This is a genomic window from Roseovarius halotolerans (assembly GCF_900172255.1).
GTDB classification, from domain to species: Bacteria; Pseudomonadota; Alphaproteobacteria; order Rhodobacterales; family Rhodobacteraceae; genus Roseovarius; species Roseovarius halotolerans.
Genome location: NZ_FWFU01000001.1, coordinates 21,945 through 37,800, shown reverse-complemented (window position 1 = coordinate 37,800; position 15,856 = coordinate 21,945). Strand labels below are relative to the sequence as shown.

The window sequence follows — 15,856 nt, the reverse complement described above, 5'->3', positions numbered from 1 at the left end:
GGGTGCGGGTGTCTTAGGCGAGCGCGCGCGGGCTGTCCAGAGGGATCGCGCAAATTTTTCAATGGGGTTTGGCGCGTTCCCTGTCCACTTCTTCCAGGGCCTTTTCGATATCCTCGGGATCGTTCGAGGGCAGCGCGTAATCGCCGTCGAGCCATTTGCCGAGGTCCACATCGGCGCAGCGCTTGGAACAGAACGGGCGAAAGCGTTTGTCGGTCGTCTTGCCGCAGATCGGGCAGCTCATCGCAGTCTCTCTTTCAGTGCAATCCGGTCACGTTTGCGTTGCAGTTCGAAATGGCCGAGCGGCGTCCAGCCGACCAGCGCGGTTTCCACGATATCGGACTTGAAGGCGGCGCGCAGGGTCGTCTCGAACTGCCGGCGGTCCTTCTTGCTCATGGGGGCGAGGTCGATCACGATCTGCCCGCCAAGACCGCGCAGGCGCAATTGGCGCGGCAGGTCCCGTGCGGCGGCGATATTGGCCTTCAGTCCCGCCGCGGGCGAGGTATCGCCACCGGTATTCACATCCACCGCCACCAGCGCGCGGGTGGGCTCGATCGCCATCGAGGCACCGCCCGGCAGGGTCGCTTCGGGGCTGCGCAGCGCGTCGACTTCGTCAAGCACCCCATGATCGCCAAAGCAGCCCGGCGCCGTTTCGAGTGCGCCCTCGCCGATCCATTCACGCCAGGCCAGGACATGCGGGCCATCGCCTTCGGTCAGCTTCTCGGCGCTGTCACCCTGTGCGTCGCCCATCACGGTCACGGCCATGTCATGCATGGCGCGGATGTCCTCAGCGATCTCTGCATCATCGGCGTCGGCACAGGAAGAGCGCAGGATGAGTCCCATGTCGCTTTCACCCATCTCTGCATGGGCGATGGCGAGCAGCGCATCGCGGCGGTCGTCGTCGCGAATGCTGCGCGAGACATTGAGCCCGCGCGCGCCGGGGGTGACGATGGCGTAGCGGCTCTTGAACAGGATCTTGGCCGTCACTGGCAGCGCCTTGCCGGGTTCGGGATGGCCTGTCACCTGCACGAGGATCGGGCGGCCGGGGCTGAGCCCTTTCACCTGGCGCAGAAAGGCCGGGCCGTCGGGCGTGCGCAGGAACATGCCGCCCTGCCCCTTGACCGGGCGGTCGGCGATGGCGCGGTAGATGGCGCCGGGACGCGGCGCATCGCTGTCGATGAACAGATCCTCGAGCCGCCCGTCGACCATCAGCGCCGCCGCTTCGGCCGCCTCGAAGTGATCGAGCGCGATCAACCGCCCCTTCATGCGCACCCCCGGTAAACCGGATAACCCGCCGCCTGCAGCAGCCCCGCCGCTTCGGCGAGTGGCAGGCCCACGACGGCGGTGAACGACCCTTGAATCCACGGGATCAAGGCGCCGGCAGGCCCCTGGATGCCGTAACCGCCCGCCTTGCCCTGCCAGTCGCCGGTGGCGAGATAGGCATTCAGCTCTTCATCTGAGAGGCGTTTCATCTTGACTGTCGTGACCACGTCACGCTCCCATATCCGAGTTCCGCGGCGCACGGCGACGGCCGTGACAACCTTGTGGCGGCGTCCCGACATCGCCAGCATGAACTGCGCGGCCTCGCCTGCATCGCGCGGCTTGCCGAGGATGCGGCGGCCCAGCGCAACGGTGGTATCCGCCGACAGAACCATGTCATCCGCCCCGGCCCGCACCGCCAGCGCCTTTTCACGTGCCATACGGACGCAGTAGGGGCGCGGCAATTCGGTCTTGCGGGGTGTTTCGTCTATTTCGGGCGGGCGGATCTCATCTGCCACGATTCCGATCTGCGCCAGAAGTTCGCGCCGGCGCGGGCTGCCGGAGCCGAGTATCAGGCGCGGCCGGCTCATATGCGCCCGTATCCGGCCGGGGAACCGGCCGTTCTGACGACGCATCCGGACATGGCGCTTACTTGAATCGGTAGTTGATCCGACCCTTGGTCAGATCGTAGGGGGTCATTTCGACCTGCACCTTGTCGCCTGCAAGAACGCGAATGCGGTTCTTGCGCATCTTGCCTGCCGTATGCGCGATGATTTCATGGCCGTTTTCAAGCTCGACCCGAAACGTCGCGTTAGGCAGGAGTTCCTTCACGACACCGGGAAATTCGAGCGTATCTTCCTTGGCCATGGTTTCTCCTTCATTGCGCGATCCACCTATATGTGGAACGCGCATTAAATGGGCCTATTCCGCGTGTTTTTCAAGCGGATAATCAACGCAAGCGCTGGTTTGTGGCTTTGGCGATGCGGGCGGGCTGCTCCTCCCAATGGGTGCGGTTGAGCACCACGCCATCGCTGCGCACATTGGCCACGGCCCGCATGTCGGCCTCGCCATAGGTCCAGCCCGGCTGGTCAAGCCGCCCTTCGGCGATGACGCCGCTTGACGGAAAACCGGTGTCAGGGGGGCCGAAAACGCCGCCCATTCCGGTATTTTCATCGACTGGAGGGCACCAGGCGGCTGCCCCCACAGTCGAAGCCATTGCCGTCACACACTGGTTTTCCAGCGCGCGCGCCATCGCGCCGATGCGCACGCGCGAATACCCTGCATGCGCCTCGGTGCAGGAGGGCACGAGGATCAGCTCGGCATCGGACATGGCCCGCGCCAGCAGCGGAAATTCGCAATCATAGCAGATCAGGATGCCGATACGCCCCAATGCGGTGTCAAACAGGGTCAGAGGCCCGCCGGGCACGACATCCCATTCCTCGCGCTCGAATCGGGTCATGATCTGCTTGTCCTGCACGCCGCAACCGCCCAGCGGCGTGAAGAGACGCGCGCGATTGACCGGGCGTTGCCCCAGGCTGTCGTCAAAGACCGGCGCAGAGGCGGCGCAGATATGCACGCCATGCTTGACCGCGAGGTCACTGTGCAGTTCATCCACCTGTGCCAGCCAGCGCGACACCGCATGGGCCGACCCTTCCAGATCGGCGGCAGCCTCGGGCCCGTCCAGCATGGCGAGTTCCATCGCGCCATATTCGGGGAAAAGCAGCAGTTCGGCCCCCTGCCCCGCGGCCTCAGCGACCCAGGCGTTCAGCTTCTTTTGATAGGCGGCCCAGTCCTGAAGCGGGTCCAGCGGATAGGCGGCGGTGGCAATCTTCATCGGTCAATCTCCCCGGTCCAGCGACCTGAAATACCGATCCTCTGCTAACGCCCGCCGCGGCGCCTGTAAACGCCCGCATGAAAAAGACCCCGCCCGATCCGGGCGAGGCCGCTTTGCGCCGTCGACCCTCCGATGGGATCAGGCCATCGTGCCCTCTTGCGGGATGCGAAGCTGCTGGCCGGGATAGATCTTGTCGGGATGGCTCAGCATCGGACGGTTGGCCTCGAAGATCTTTTCATAGGCCGCGCCGTTGCCCAGAGTCTTTTCGGCGATCTTCCAGAGCGTGTCGCCCTTCTGGACCTCATGGAACACCGGATCATCGCCGCCGGCATTGTCTTCGACCCCGGAGATACCGGAAAGGTTGCCCACCGCCATGATGATCTTTTCCTTGGTCTCCTGCGAGGCGGCCGTGCCCGAGACCTTGACCACATCGCCTTCGACGACGATGTCGAGCCCTTCGGCATCGAGACCAAGATCGGCGATTTCCTTTTGCACCTTGTCGGTGCTCGGCTCATCGCTGCCAAACAGCGACTTGCCTGTATCCTTCATGAAGCTCCAAAGACCCATTCTTACTCTCCGATTACAGAAACGATGCCGTATCATTGCGGCATCGCCCGTCAAAGCAAGGGGAAACTGGCTCAGGCCGCTTCACCATCGGTGAATTGCAACCGCGCAAGGCGCGCATAAAGCCCACCTTCGGCGACCAGCGCGTCATGGGTGCCTTGCGCCACGATCCGGCCCTGATCCATGACGACGATCCGGTCGGCCTTTTTTACCGTCGCCAGGCGATGCGCGACAATGATCGTGGTGCGGCTGCGCGCCATCGTTTCGACAGCGGTCTGCACGGCGCGTTCGCTTTCTGCGTCGAGCGCCGATGTCGCCTCGTCCAGCAATAGAACCGGCGCGTCGCGCAGGATAGCGCGGGCAATAGCGATGCGCTGTTTCTGCCCACCCGAGAGCATCACCCCGCGCTCGCCGACATAGGTGTCATAGCCGTCGGGCAGCGCGGTGATGAAATCATGCGCGGCGGCGGCGCGGGCGGCCTCTTCGACCTCGGCGTCGGTTGCATCAAGGCGGCCGAAGCGGATGTTCTCGCGCGCCGAGGCGGCGAAGATCGCCGGGTCCTGCGGCACCAGCGCCAGTTCCTTGCGGAAGTCCTGCCGCGCCATCTGATCGAGCGCGATACCGTCGAGCGTGATCTGCCCTGACCTGGGATCGTAGAAGCGCAGGATCATCTGGATCACGCTGGTCTTGCCCGCGCCCGAAGGACCGACAAGGGCAATGGTCTCACCCGGTGCGACAGTCAGGTCGAACCCGTCCAGCGCCGGGGTGTCCGGGCGCGAGGGATAGGCGAAACTCACCTCGTGAAAGCCGATCTCGCCGCGCACCGGGCGCGCCAGCGCCACGGGGTTCTCCGGGTCGCGGACATGATCATTGGTGCGCAGCAGTTCAACAAGCCTTTCCGTCGCGCCCGCAGCGCGCTGCAACTCGCCATAGATCTCGGACAGCGCCGCGACCGCCCCGGCGACCATCACCGAGTAGATAACGAACTGCACCAGCATCCCGGCGGTCATGTCGCCGCCGCGCACATCATTGGCACCGATCCACAGCACCCCGACAACCCCGGTGAACACGAGAAAGATCACGATCACGGTCATCGCCGCGCGTGTCCTGATGCGGCGGCGGGCGGCCTCGTAGCTTTCCTCGGTCACATCGGCGAACCGCGCGCGGCTGGCGGTTTCATGGGTGAAGGCCTGAACAGTCTGCACCGATTGCAGCGCCTCGGCGGCATTGCCCGAACTGTTGGCGATCCAGTCCTGATTGACGCGGCTCAGCTTGCGCAGCTTGCGCCCCATCGTCAGGATCGGCACGATCACCAGCGGCACGATCAACAGCACAAGCCCCGTCAGCTTGGCCGAGGTGATCAGCATCAGCACGAGACCGCCGATGAAAATCAGGATATTGCGCAGCGCGATCGACACGGACGAGCCGATCACCGACAGGATCAGCGTGGTATCGGTGGTGATCCGGCTCAGGACTTCGCCGGTCATGATCCCCTCGAAAAAGGCGGGACTCATGCCGATGACGCGGTCGAACACGGCCTTGCGGATATCGGCGACGACGCGTTCGCCCAACCGCGTGACCAGCGCGTAGCGCAGCCCAGTGCCGATCGCCAGCAAGCCGGCAATGGCCAGCGCCGCCATGAAATAGCGATTGAGCAACGCGCCATCCTCGGCGCCGAAATTGTCCACCACCCGGCGCACCGCCATCGGCAGCACCAGCGACACGGTCGCAGTCAGCATCAGCGCCAGAACAGCGGCACCGGCCAGCATCTTGTAGGGTTTCATGAAGGGCCACAACTCGGCCAGCGCGCCGACATCCTTAGACTTGTCGCGCTCGATCATGTCTGCGCCATTCTCTGCCTTGCGCACCATATTCCGCTTTCCTTCGTCCCGTTCGGTCACGGTTCTTGGCCATGCAGGGCGGCAGGGTCAAGGGACAGTTGTGCCGCAGCCCGGATTAACAGGGAAAACCGGCAAAGGGAAACGGCAGGAAAATCGATGGAGCGGGCGGCGGGAATCGAACCCGCATCTCTTGCTTGGAAGGCAAGGGTCTTACCATTACACAACGCCCGCTCAGCGACTCCGACGGATATTTCAAGGCGCGTTGAGGGTCAAGCACAACGTCGCGCTGACCGCGAAGCCGGGATTTCGCGGTGGATTTGGGTTGAATCCGTGGCCATTTACCCCTGTGATAGAGGTAGCCAGCCAAGCCCCACGGGATTCGCCACATGCAGTATCATGCCCCCACCAGCGTCGATGACGCCCTGCGCCTTCTGGCCGCAGGCAACGGAAACTGCCAGATTCTTGCCGGGGGCACCGATCTTCTGGTGCGGCTGCGCTCGGAAATGGGGGACGAACCCGAGAGCATTCTCGACATCAAGCGTATAGAAGAGCTGCGCACGATCACGCCCGAAGCGGGCGGCTGGCGCATCGGGGCCGCCGTGTCGGGCGCGGAAATGGGCGAGCATCCGGCGCTGGTGGCCGACTGGCCGGGTGTGGTCGAGGCGATGAACCTGATCGGCTCGACCCAGATTCAGGGCCGTGCCACGCTGGCGGGAAATCTCTGCAACGCCTCGCCCGCTGCCGACAGCGTGCCCGCGATGGTCGCCGCCGGGGCGATGGCGCGGATCGCGGGGCCGGATGGCGCACGCGACATTCCCGTCTCCGAAGTACCGACCGGACCAGGCCGCACATCGCTGGGCAAGGCCGAGTTCATCACCTCGATTTATCTTCCGCCCCGCCCCGAAGGCGGCGGCGACGCCTATCTGCGCTTTACCCCGCGCAGCGAGATGGACATCGCGGTGGTCGGCTGCGGCGTCGCGCTGACGCTGGACGGCGCGGGCATCTGCATCTCGGCGCGGGTCTCGCTGGGGGCGGTGGGACCGGTGGTCATGCTGGTCGAGGCGGGCGCCGGGGCGCTGGTCGGCACGGAGGTGGACGATGCGGCGCTTGATGCGCTGGCAGCGGCCTGCTCGGATGCGGCCAGCCCGATCGACGACAAGCGCGGCACCGTCGCGTTCCGCACCCATGTGGCCGGCGTGCTGGCGCGCCGAGCTGCCAGCATCGCGAAAACCCGCGCGGGAGGCGCGTCATGAGCAAGATTCACGTCACCACAACGATCAACGGCGATCCGGTCGATTTCCTCTGCGATCCGGGCGAGACCCTGCTTGACGTTCTTCGCGACCGGCTCGGGATGACCGGCTCGAAAGAGGGCTGCGGCACCGGGGATTGCGGCGCCTGTTCCGTCACCGTAGAGGGGCGGCTGGTCTGTTCCTGCCTGATGCTGGGGGCCGAGGCCGAGGGACGCGAGATCGCCACTATCGAAGGCATGGCCGATGGCGAGACGCTGCACCCGCTGCAACGCAAGTTCATCGAACATGCCGCTCTGCAATGCGGCATCTGCACGCCGGGAATCCTCGTGGCGGCGAAATCGCTGCTCGAGCGCAACCCCGACCCGACCGAAGAGGAAACCCGCTATTGGCTGGCGGGGAACCTCTGCCGCTGCACCGGCTATGACAAGATCATCCGCGCCGTTATGGACGCGGCCAAGGACATGCGGGAGGCATCCTGATGGCACTGGACCGCAAGACCGGCACCGCGCCGCGCGAATTCAAGATCATCGGCACGCGTCCAGCGCGCCCCGACGGGATCGACAAGGTGACCGGGCGGGCACGCTTTGGCGCCGACATGTCGGCGCCGGGGATGCTGGTGGGGCGGGTGCTGCGCAGCCCCCATGCCCATGCCCGCATCAAGTCGATCGACAGCTCCGCCGCAGAAGCGCTGAGCGGCGTTCACGCCGTGGTCACGCGCGCCGATTTCCCCGCGCCAGGCGAGGATGTGGCCGATATCCTCGACAATTGCATGGCTGGCGAGAAGGCGCTTTATGACGGCCATGCCGTTGCCGCCGTCGCGGCGTCTTCGGCTGCCGTGGCGCGTCAGGCGCTGAAACTGATCAAGGTCGAATACGAGCCCCTGCCCCATGTCACCGACGTTGACGCGGCGATGGCGGTGGATGCGCCCGCGCTGCACGAGGGGCGGGCCAACGAGACCGTGCCGGACGGCCATTCGCCCAATGTCATGGCGCGCCACGCCTTTGGCCACGGCGATATCGAGGCTGGCCTCGCTCAGGCCGACCGGGTGCTCGAGCGCAGCTATCGCACCGAAGCCACGCATCAGGGCTATATCGAACCCCATGCATGCCTCGCCTCGATGGGGGCGGATGGGCAGGCCGACCTGTGGTGCTGCACGCAGGGCCATTACATGGTTCGCAACACCTGCGCGGCGATCCTGGGGATCACGCAGGGCCAGCTGCGCGTCACCGCTTCCGAAATCGGCGGCGGCTTTGGCGGCAAGACCACCGTGTTCCTTGAACCGGTCGCGCTGATGCTGGCGAAAAAGACCGGTCGCCCGGTCAAGATGGTGATGAGCCGCGCCGAGGTTCTGCGCGCCACCGGCCCGACCTCATCGAGCTCTGTCGACATTCGGCTCGGCATGACCAGCGATGGACGCATCACCGCCGGTTTCGCCGAGCTGCGCTATCAGGGCGGCGCCTATCCCGGCGCGCCAGTCGACATGGGCGCCATGTCGGCCTTTGCGCCCTATGATCTAGAGAACGTCCGCACGATCGGCTGGGACGTGGTCACCAACCGGCCCAAGGCGGCTGCCTATCGCGCGCCCGGCGCACCGATGGCCGCCTTTGCCGTCGAAAGCGCGATCGACGAACTGGCGCGCGATCTGGGCCTCGACCCGCTCGAAGTGCGCCTGAAGAATGCCGCGCGCGAGGGCACGCGGGCCTCCTATGGGCCGACCTATCCCGCCATCGGCCTCGAGGCGACGCTGCGCACCGCCCGGGACCACCCGCATTGGTCCGCACCGCTTGGCCCAAATCAGGGGCGCGGGGTCGCATGTGGTTTCTGGTTCAATTTCGGCGGCGATACCTGCGTGAGCCTCAACATCACGCCGGACGGCACGGTGAACCTGTCCGAAGGCAACCCCGATATCGGCGGGTCGCGCGCGTCGATGTCGATGATGGCTGCCGAGGAACTGGGCATCCCCTATGACAAGGTGCGCACGGTGATCGCAGATACAGGGTCACTCGGGCAGAACGAGGTGACCGACGGCAGCCGCGTGACCTTTGCCGTGGGCCTTGCCACCATCGAGGCCGCCCGCGCCGCCAAACGCGAGATGTGCAAACGCGCGGCTCAGGTCTGGGGCATCGACGAGGAGGCCGTCATCTGGGAAGACGGCGCTGCGCGGCCCTCTGGCCCCAATGCGGGTGAACATCCCCCCATGACCCTGGCAGACATCGCGGCCATCGCCTCCAATACCGGCGGGCCGATTGCCGGTCACTACGAGATCAATGCCGAAGGCGCGGGCGTCAGCTTTGCCACCCATATGGTCGATACCGAAGTCGACCCCGACACCGGTGCTGTCACGATCCTGCGCTACACGGTGTTCCAGGACGCGGGCAAGGCGGTGCATCCCTCCTATGTCGAGGGCCAGTTCCAGGGCGGCGCGGTGCAAGGTATCGGCTGGGCGCTGAACGAGGAATATATCTATGACGACAACGGCATTCTTCAGAACGCGGGTTTCCTCGACTATCGCATCCCGGTGGCCTCGGACCTGCCGATGATCGACGCGGTGATCCTCGAAATTCCCAACCCCGGCCACCCCTATGGCGTGCGCGGGGTGGGGGAAACCTCGATCGTGCCGCCGCTGGCCGCAATTGCCAACGCGGTCTCGGCCGCGACCGGTACGCGCATGAGCGACCTTCCCATGTCGCCGCCCAAGGTTCTGGCGGCGATCCAGGCGCGCTGACGGCGGGGGCGCGGGCAATGGTTCAGGTCACGATCTGGGGTTCGCTCGCGACGGCGACCGGCGATCAGACCGAAGTCGAGATCGACGCCTCCACCCTGCGCGAACTCCTCGACGGGCTGGCCGCCCGTTACCCCGCGCTCAAACCCCAGCTTGAACGCGGCGTTTCGGTCGCCATCGACGGGCGCATCTACAACGACAGCTGGTTCACACCGATCCAGGAGGATAGCGAAGTGGTGCTACTGGCGCGGCTGAAAGGCGGATAGGCATGACCCCCAGATTTGGAGACACCCCGCGCCCCGGCATCGCCTACCGCCCCCGGCCAGGCGTCTATGCGATCCTGCCAGGCGACTCGGGCTTGCTGCTGACCCATCAGGAAGAGCCAAGCCCCGAAATACAGCTTCCCGGCGGCGGTATCGACCCCGGCGAGTCGCCCTTGCAGGCCTTGCACCGCGAGGTGCGCGAGGAAACCGGCTGGCGGATCGCGGACGTGCGGCGGCTGGGGGTCTATCGCCGGTTTGCCTATATGCCCGAATACGATCTCTGGGCCGAGAAGATCTGCACGATCTTCGTCGCCACGCCCGTGCGCGCGCTATCGGCCCCGACCGAAGCAGGCCACAGCGTGATCTGGGCCAGCGCGCAGCAGGCCATCGGCCTTCTCGCCAGCCCCGGCGACAGCGCCTTCGTCGCGCGCTACGCCGCCGCCCGGCGCCTGCCCTGACGGGGTATCAGCCTCCGGCGACCCAAGGCAGCGCTGCGCGGTCCCGATGGTAGGGCAGACGCGCCCTTGCGCGGGCGACGGCGGCATGATTCAGCGTCGCGCTCAGGCTTTGCGGCCCGGCGCCCGCGCGTGCCAGATCGGCGCCATCGGGCGCAACGATGCAACTGCCGCCATGATAGGTCAGGCCGTTCTCGGTGCCGGAGTGATTGCAATAGGCCAGGAAAACGCCGTTCTCGAAGGCGCGGACCGGAACCAGCTTGTCGGCGACCAGCGGCCATTGATCCGAAAGCGCCGTGGGCACGACCACAAGATCGGCGCCCGCCACCGCCACATGGCGCACCGTCTCTGGGAATTCGACATCATAGCAGACCAGCAACGCCACCTTGAACGCGCCAATTGCGAACAAGGCCGACCCCTCACCGGGTGCGAAATGATCGCCCTCGAAACCGGGGGGCAAGAGCAGCTTGCGATGATGACCCAGCATCCGCCCGTCACGGCCAAAGGCCAGCGCCGCATTGTAAAGCACGTCGCCATCACGCTCGGCGCAGCCATAGACGATGGCGGTGTCCTGCCCGCGGGCCAGTTCCGCGACCGCCTTCGCAAATGGACCGTCGCGCGGTTCGCCCGCCGCACCCAGCCGCGCCCCGACGTTGTAACCGCATTGGAAAAGCTCGGGCAGGACCACGAGGTCAGGCGACGCCGGTCCCAGTTCCTCAAGCCGGGCCTCCAGCCATTCCAGCCGCGCCGCCGGCCCGTCCAGATCCGCGGGCGACTGCAACAACGCAAGGTTCAAGGGATCGCTCATCGCGTCATCCTTTGCTCAGCAGGATCGTCCGCGGATAATCGGTGATGTATTCCGCGCCCTGCGGCGTCACCACAATGGAATCCCCGATACGCCCTGCCGTCTCTCCATCGACCGAAATGCCGCCATCCACCGCAAAGGTCATGCCGGGTTGCAGAACGGTCTTGTCGCCGGCCTTGAGCTCGGGTGCCTCCAGATAGGCGACCCCGATCGAGCGTCCGGTGCGGTAACCCGTCTTGAACCCGCGTTCGCGATAGACCTCGTTCGCGGCCTCGGCGACATCTTCGGCCAGAACACCGGGACGGATCGCAGCGATGGCGGCCTGCTGGGCGTCGATGGCAGCCTCCTGGACCTCGCGATCACGCGCATCGACCTCGCCAATATGGAACATCCGGTCGAACCCCAGCTTGTATTGCTTGAACTGGGCCATGTTGCAAAAACAGAAATAGACCGGGTCGCGCCGCCGATAGGCCCGCACACTGGCGCGACGATGCACCATCGCGGTGTCGCGCCCGCTTTGCACGATTTGGAGGTTGTGGATCATGGGCGAAACGAACCTGTCCCAGCCCTTGTCGGTCAGGAAACCGGCCGCCTTGCGCGACCCCGCCTCGATCACCGCCAGCGCGGATTCATACTCCGTCGCACCTTCGCCAAGCGAGTCATGCGCCGCCTGCATCATGGCCCCGGCGATCTGACCGGCCTGTTTCATCACACCGATCTCGAAGGGGCTCTTGATCACTCGCATCTCGCCCAGGACCGGCGAGATATCCCTGAGCGCGACGCCCGGATAGGTATCGTCGAGAAAGTTGCGCACCAGCGCCGGGACAGTATTGCGCTCGATCCAGATCGCTCCGGGCGACTCGCCCAGCACCTCCGACAGCACCCGCCCCCAACCGCGCGGGCCGAAATCCTCCCAGACACGCAGGTCCTCGACCCATGTCATCGCGCCGACCATTTCGGATTCCATCAGCGGCGTGACGATCACCGGGGCATCCTGCGCACCGACGATCAGCATGGTGGGGCGGCCGAACTCGATCCCGAGATAGCCCCAGAACCCGGCCAGATAGGCGATCGAGCTTTCATCGGTGAAGACCGCCCGGTCGATCCCGCGCGCGGCCATCATGGCCTGTAACGCGACGCAGCGCGCTTTTGCCTCGTTCAGCATATCAACACCCTTCATGCCAGCCAGAGGAGCAATTCACACTGGCGATTCCCGACTTGACCAGCTAAGCTGCATACAGATTGACCGTCAAGCGGCATAAACATCGTAAATTTTCGGGAATGATCGCATATGTGTATGCACCTAAGTCAGAATGTCGACCTCACCGAGGCTTTTGGCCGCGGCCGACATTATCGCGCCAAGATCGGTTTCGTGCTGCTTGCCACCGAGCAGACAATCGAGGACGACATGATGCGCCTCTGTCCCGAGGGTGTGGGCATGCATTTCACCCGCGCCTTCATTCCCGATACGATCACCCTTGCCGCGTTTGACGCCCATGCCGGAGATCTTGCGCGCGCCGCCGCCACGCTGCTGCCCGATGGCAGCCTTGATGTGATCTGCTATGCCTGCACGTCCGGCAGCCTGGTGATCGGAGAGTCCCGCGTGATGCGCGAACTGGCCATCGGCGCACCCGATGCGAAGGCCACCAGCCTCATCACCGCGGTGATGCGCGCACTACGTGCCCTCGGGGCGCAAAAGATCGTCGTGGCCACCCCCTATCTGGACGAGATCAATCAGGCGGAGGTTCGTTACATGCAGGCGGCGGGGTTCGAAGTTCTCGACATCCAGGGGCTGAACCTTGAACGTGACAGCGACATGATCCGCCTGCGGCCCGGTTTCATCGCCGAATTCGCCGCCCGCGTGGATCAACCCGACGCCGATGCGCTGTTCATCAGTTGCGGTGCGCTGCGCAGCCTCGAGATCGTCGATGCGCTTGAACAGCGACTCGGCAAACCGGTGATCTGCTCGAACCAGGCGATGATCTGGGACGTCCTGCGCCTTGCGGGTATCGACGACCGGATCGCCGGTCATGGACGCCTGCTGCGCGAACACTGAACCGGCTGGAAAAACGATCATGCAAGACGACAAGAGCATCGTTGAAATCATCCAGGACGAAATCCTGCGCCGCATCTGCTTTCTGGAAACGCCGCCCGGCACGCAACTCAAGGAGGCCGAGCTTGCCGGGGAGTTCAACGTCAGCCGAACGCCGGTGCGCGATGCGATCAGCCGGATCAGCCATCTTGGGCTGGTCGAAACCCGCAATGGTGTGGGCAGCGTGGTCATGGCACTGAGCCCGGAAGCGATCAGGCAGGTCTATGCCATGCGGCTGGAACTGGCGCCGCTGATCGGGACGATGTCGCCTCGCACCATCACCGACGAGCACCGTCGCCTTTGCGACGAACTTCTCGAAGCGGCGCTGGTGCTGCACGGGGCGTTCGATCCGGGCCGTTACATCGAGATCAATCATCGCCTGCACGGGCTCATCGCCGATCTGATCGGCAACCAGTCCCTGCGGGCCTTCTGGTGGCAGACCTATTACCAGGCTGCCAGCACCTGGCACCGTCTCGGGCATGCCTTGGGTGCAGAGGTGGCCGAGGCACTGGTCAGCGAACTGCGCGAGGTGGGCCGCGCGCTCGATTCCGGTGACGTGGCCGCCATCGGCCATATACAGCGGGTCCATATCGGCTATGGCTTTGCGCGTATCGAGCGCCATATCCTGACCGGGCCGTGACGGCCCGGTCAATTCAGGGTCAGGCCAGGCTGGGCAGCCAGAGCACAATGGCCGGGAAGGCGACCAGCAGCGCAATGGTGATCCCGTCAGCGATGAAAAACGGCATCACGCCCTTGAACACGTCCTGCACGCTCAGGTCCGGGCGCACCCCGGCGACAACGAAACAGTTCAGCCCGATAGGCGGCGTGATCAGGCAGAACTCGGCCATCTTGACCACCAGGATCCCGAACCAGATCGCGCACATCGGTCCCGACATGCCAAAGGCTGCATCCTCGGCGCTGACCATCGGCCCGCCATTCAGGGCCATGACCGCCGGATAGACAACGGGCAACGTCAGCAACAGCATACCGATTGCGTCCATGAACATGCCCAGCACGGCATAGGCCAGCAGGATGCAAACCAGGATCACCATCGGCGACATGGTCAACGAAGTGATCCAGTCCGCAAAGGCCCCCGGCAGATCGGCAAAGCCGAGGAAGCGCACATAGATCAGCACGCCCCAGATGATCGTGAAGATCATCACGCTCAGCTTGGCGGTCTCCAGCAGCGCATCCTTCAGTTCGGTCAGGCGCATCCCGCGCCATACCGCCATAAGGAAGACGATGAAGGCGCCGATCGCACCACCCTCGGTCGGGGTGCCCCAGGCATCGCCGCCAAAGGGGTTGTAGACGAAGAAGATGATCGTCACCACGACCAGCAGGATCGGCAGCGCGGGCGGCAGTGCCACCAGCCTTTCGCGCCATGTGAAGCCACTGACCGGCGGGCCGAAACCCTTGATCGTCAGCGCCATGAAGATGATCAGTGCCGCATAGACCAGCGCCGAGAATGCACCCGGGATGAACCCGGCCAGCAGAAGCATCCCGACATCCTGCTCGACGATGATCGCGTAGATCACGAGGATCGTCGAGGGCGGGATCAGGCTGGCCAGCGTGCCGCCCGCCGCCACGACGCCGGCGGCGAATTTCTTGTTATAGCCGATGGCCAGCATCTCGGGGATGGCGATGCGCGCAAAGACCGCCGAGGTCGCCACACTCGCGCCCGAGACCGCCGCGAAACCCGCGGTGGCAAAGACAGTCGACACCGCCAGGCCGCCAGGCACCCAGGCGATCCATCGCTTGGCCGCCTCGAACAGGGCGCGCGTCAGCCCGGCGTAATAGGCGAGATACCCGATCAGGATGAAGGTCGGGATAAGGCTCAGCGCCTGCGAACTGACCTTTGAATGTGGCACCTGCCCGGCGGTCTTGGCGGCCACGGTCAGCGCCCAGCCGAATTCCTCGGGCGCGTAGCCCTTCTTGGACCAGAATATCCAGATCAGCCCGACCAGCCCGGCCAGACCCGCGGCAAAGGCCACGCGCATCCCCAGCACGACAAAGACAAGCAAGCCCGCAGTCACCGCAAGGCCGATATCGATGGGTTCCATCACGCGCCCCTCTCGTCGCTGTCGTTGGTGTCACCAAAGCCGCCGACATGCTCGGCCTCATGGGCCGCCACCGCCGCCGCATCCAGCACCAGCGGCACGCCGATCGGCTGCGACAACCCATAGATAAACGCGCGCGCATAACCCCAGAGCTGCAGCACAAGACGCAGGCACATCACCGCGAAGGCCACCGGCACCAATAGTTTCGCAGGCCAGAGCGGCAGCGCGATATCCATCGAGCTGTCCCGGCTCCAGAGCGGCGCACCCCAGTCGAAACTGCGGCCGAAATGCGCCCAGCTTCCCCAGACCAGCAGCGCCATCAGCACCAATACCGCCAGCGTAGTCAGGAACTCGACCACATAAAGCGTGCGCCCCTTGAGCACACCCACGACGATATCCATGCGGATATGCCCACCATCACGCTGCACATACGAGATCCCCATCACCGCGATCAGCGGCATGGCCTGTTCGATCCAGTCGACATACCCGGGCAGCGGTTGATTGAAGAAATTGCGTCCGCCAACCGAGAAGACTGCCAGGAACATCAGGCCAAAAACGGCCAGCCCACTCAGCAGCGCCAGGATGCGCTCGATACGGTAAAGGCTTCGGTCGATCCGGCTGAGACGGCTGGAATCGGACAGAACAGATGCGGCGCCTGCCATGTCTGCCCCCTTGATTGCTATCGGAATTGATGGGTCCGCCGCACCGCGAGCATG

18 protein-coding genes and 1 tRNA gene are annotated in these 15,856 nt (G+C 64.9%); 7 read left to right on the top strand and 12 right to left on the bottom strand.

The annotated features are described in order from the left end of the window. Positions 1-58: 58 nt before the first annotated feature. The 8 genes from ROH8110_RS00190 to ROH8110_RS00155 form a co-directional block, all read right to left on the bottom strand. A complete protein-coding gene (locus tag ROH8110_RS00190; RefSeq protein ID WP_085815790.1) occupies positions 59-241 on the bottom strand; it encodes a DNA gyrase inhibitor YacG in 183 nt (60 codons plus the stop codon). Next, the gene (locus ROH8110_RS00185) at positions 238-1,263 is read right to left on the bottom strand and encodes a ribonuclease E/G (protein ID WP_085815789.1); all 1,026 of its coding nucleotides are present in this window, start codon (positions 1,261-1,263) and stop codon (positions 238-240) included. The genes ROH8110_RS00190 and ROH8110_RS00185 overlap by 4 nt, the downstream gene beginning before the upstream one ends. Beyond that, on the bottom strand, positions 1,260-1,847 hold the full coding sequence (locus ROH8110_RS00180) for a Maf family protein (RefSeq protein ID WP_085815788.1): 588 nt from the start codon (positions 1,845-1,847) through the stop codon (positions 1,260-1,262). Before ROH8110_RS00180 ends, ROH8110_RS00185 begins: the two co-directional genes overlap by 4 nt. Before the next feature lie 58 nt (positions 1,848-1,905). Next, the gene (gene infA, locus ROH8110_RS00175; protein WP_005978431.1) at positions 1,906-2,124 is read right to left on the bottom strand and encodes a translation initiation factor IF-1; all 219 of its coding nucleotides are present in this window, start codon (positions 2,122-2,124) and stop codon (positions 1,906-1,908) included. Positions 2,125-2,206: 82 nt separating this feature from the next. Continuing rightward, positions 2,207-3,091 (bottom strand): carbon-nitrogen hydrolase family protein, encoded by an 885-nt coding sequence (locus ROH8110_RS00170; RefSeq protein WP_085815787.1) that lies wholly within the window; start codon positions 3,089-3,091, stop codon positions 2,207-2,209. 138 nt (positions 3,092-3,229) lie between these two features. After that, complete coding sequence (gene lysM, locus ROH8110_RS00165) at positions 3,230-3,658, bottom strand: peptidoglycan-binding protein LysM (protein ID WP_085815786.1); 429 nt, start codon at positions 3,656-3,658, stop codon at positions 3,230-3,232. A gap of 71 nt (positions 3,659-3,729) precedes the next feature. Further along, entirely contained in the window at positions 3,730-5,526 is a 1,797-nt protein-coding gene (locus ROH8110_RS00160; protein ID WP_085816900.1) for an ABC transporter transmembrane domain-containing protein, read from the bottom strand. Between the two features lie 127 nt (positions 5,527-5,653). Continuing rightward, positions 5,654-5,727: transfer RNA gene (locus ROH8110_RS00155), tRNA-Gly, on the bottom strand. A gap of 155 nt (positions 5,728-5,882) precedes the next feature. On the opposite strand from ROH8110_RS00155, the gene ROH8110_RS00150 reads away from it, so the two are divergent. From ROH8110_RS00150 to ROH8110_RS00130, 5 genes are read left to right on the top strand one after another with little or no spacing between them, the layout of a single operon-like run. After that, positions 5,883-6,749, top strand: a complete 867-nt coding sequence (locus ROH8110_RS00150; protein ID WP_085815785.1) for an FAD binding domain-containing protein — start codon at positions 5,883-5,885, stop codon at positions 6,747-6,749. After that, positions 6,746-7,225, top strand: a complete 480-nt coding sequence (locus ROH8110_RS00145; RefSeq protein WP_085815784.1) for a (2Fe-2S)-binding protein — start codon at positions 6,746-6,748, stop codon at positions 7,223-7,225. The genes ROH8110_RS00150 and ROH8110_RS00145 overlap by 4 nt, the downstream gene beginning before the upstream one ends. Further along, positions 7,225-9,471 (top strand): xanthine dehydrogenase family protein molybdopterin-binding subunit, encoded by a 2,247-nt coding sequence (locus ROH8110_RS00140; RefSeq protein WP_085815783.1) that lies wholly within the window; start codon positions 7,225-7,227, stop codon positions 9,469-9,471. Before ROH8110_RS00145 ends, ROH8110_RS00140 begins: the two co-directional genes overlap by 1 nt. Before the next feature lie 17 nt (positions 9,472-9,488). After that, positions 9,489-9,734 carry a MoaD/ThiS family protein gene (locus ROH8110_RS00135; protein ID WP_085815782.1) on the top strand — a complete coding sequence of 82 codons (246 nt, stop codon included), beginning with the start codon at positions 9,489-9,491 and terminating at the stop codon, positions 9,732-9,734. 2 nt (positions 9,735-9,736) lie between these two features. Next, the gene (locus tag ROH8110_RS00130; RefSeq protein ID WP_085815781.1) at positions 9,737-10,189 is read left to right on the top strand and encodes an NUDIX domain-containing protein; all 453 of its coding nucleotides are present in this window, start codon (positions 9,737-9,739) and stop codon (positions 10,187-10,189) included. 7 nt (positions 10,190-10,196) lie between these two features. On the opposite strand, the gene ROH8110_RS00125 is transcribed toward ROH8110_RS00130, so the two are convergent. Both ROH8110_RS00125 and ROH8110_RS00120 read right to left on the bottom strand, forming a co-directional pair. Continuing rightward, positions 10,197-10,994, bottom strand: a complete 798-nt coding sequence (locus tag ROH8110_RS00125; protein ID WP_085815780.1) for a carbon-nitrogen hydrolase family protein — start codon at positions 10,992-10,994, stop codon at positions 10,197-10,199. 4 nt (positions 10,995-10,998) lie between these two features. Further along, on the bottom strand, positions 10,999-12,156 hold the full coding sequence (locus ROH8110_RS00120; protein ID WP_085816899.1) for a M24 family metallopeptidase: 1,158 nt from the start codon (positions 12,154-12,156) through the stop codon (positions 10,999-11,001). 126 nt (positions 12,157-12,282) lie between these two features. Here ROH8110_RS00120 and ROH8110_RS00115 point away from each other — a divergent pair, with 126 nt between their 5' ends. Further along, positions 12,283-13,047 (top strand): maleate cis-trans isomerase family protein, encoded by a 765-nt coding sequence (locus tag ROH8110_RS00115; protein ID WP_085815779.1) that lies wholly within the window; start codon positions 12,283-12,285, stop codon positions 13,045-13,047. 19 nt (positions 13,048-13,066) lie between these two features. Next, a complete protein-coding gene (locus ROH8110_RS00110) occupies positions 13,067-13,723 on the top strand; it encodes a GntR family transcriptional regulator (protein ID WP_085816898.1) in 657 nt (218 codons plus the stop codon). 19 nt (positions 13,724-13,742) lie between these two features. Here ROH8110_RS00110 and ROH8110_RS00105 read toward each other — a convergent pair whose 3' ends face one another. Both ROH8110_RS00105 and ROH8110_RS00100 read right to left on the bottom strand, forming a co-directional pair. Then, positions 13,743-15,143, bottom strand: a complete 1,401-nt coding sequence (locus tag ROH8110_RS00105; RefSeq protein WP_085815778.1) for a TRAP transporter large permease — start codon at positions 15,141-15,143, stop codon at positions 13,743-13,745. After that, the gene (locus tag ROH8110_RS00100) at positions 15,143-15,802 is read right to left on the bottom strand and encodes a TRAP transporter small permease subunit (RefSeq protein WP_085815777.1); all 660 of its coding nucleotides are present in this window, start codon (positions 15,800-15,802) and stop codon (positions 15,143-15,145) included. The genes ROH8110_RS00105 and ROH8110_RS00100 overlap by 1 nt, the downstream gene beginning before the upstream one ends. Between the last annotated feature and the right edge of the window lie 54 nt (positions 15,803-15,856).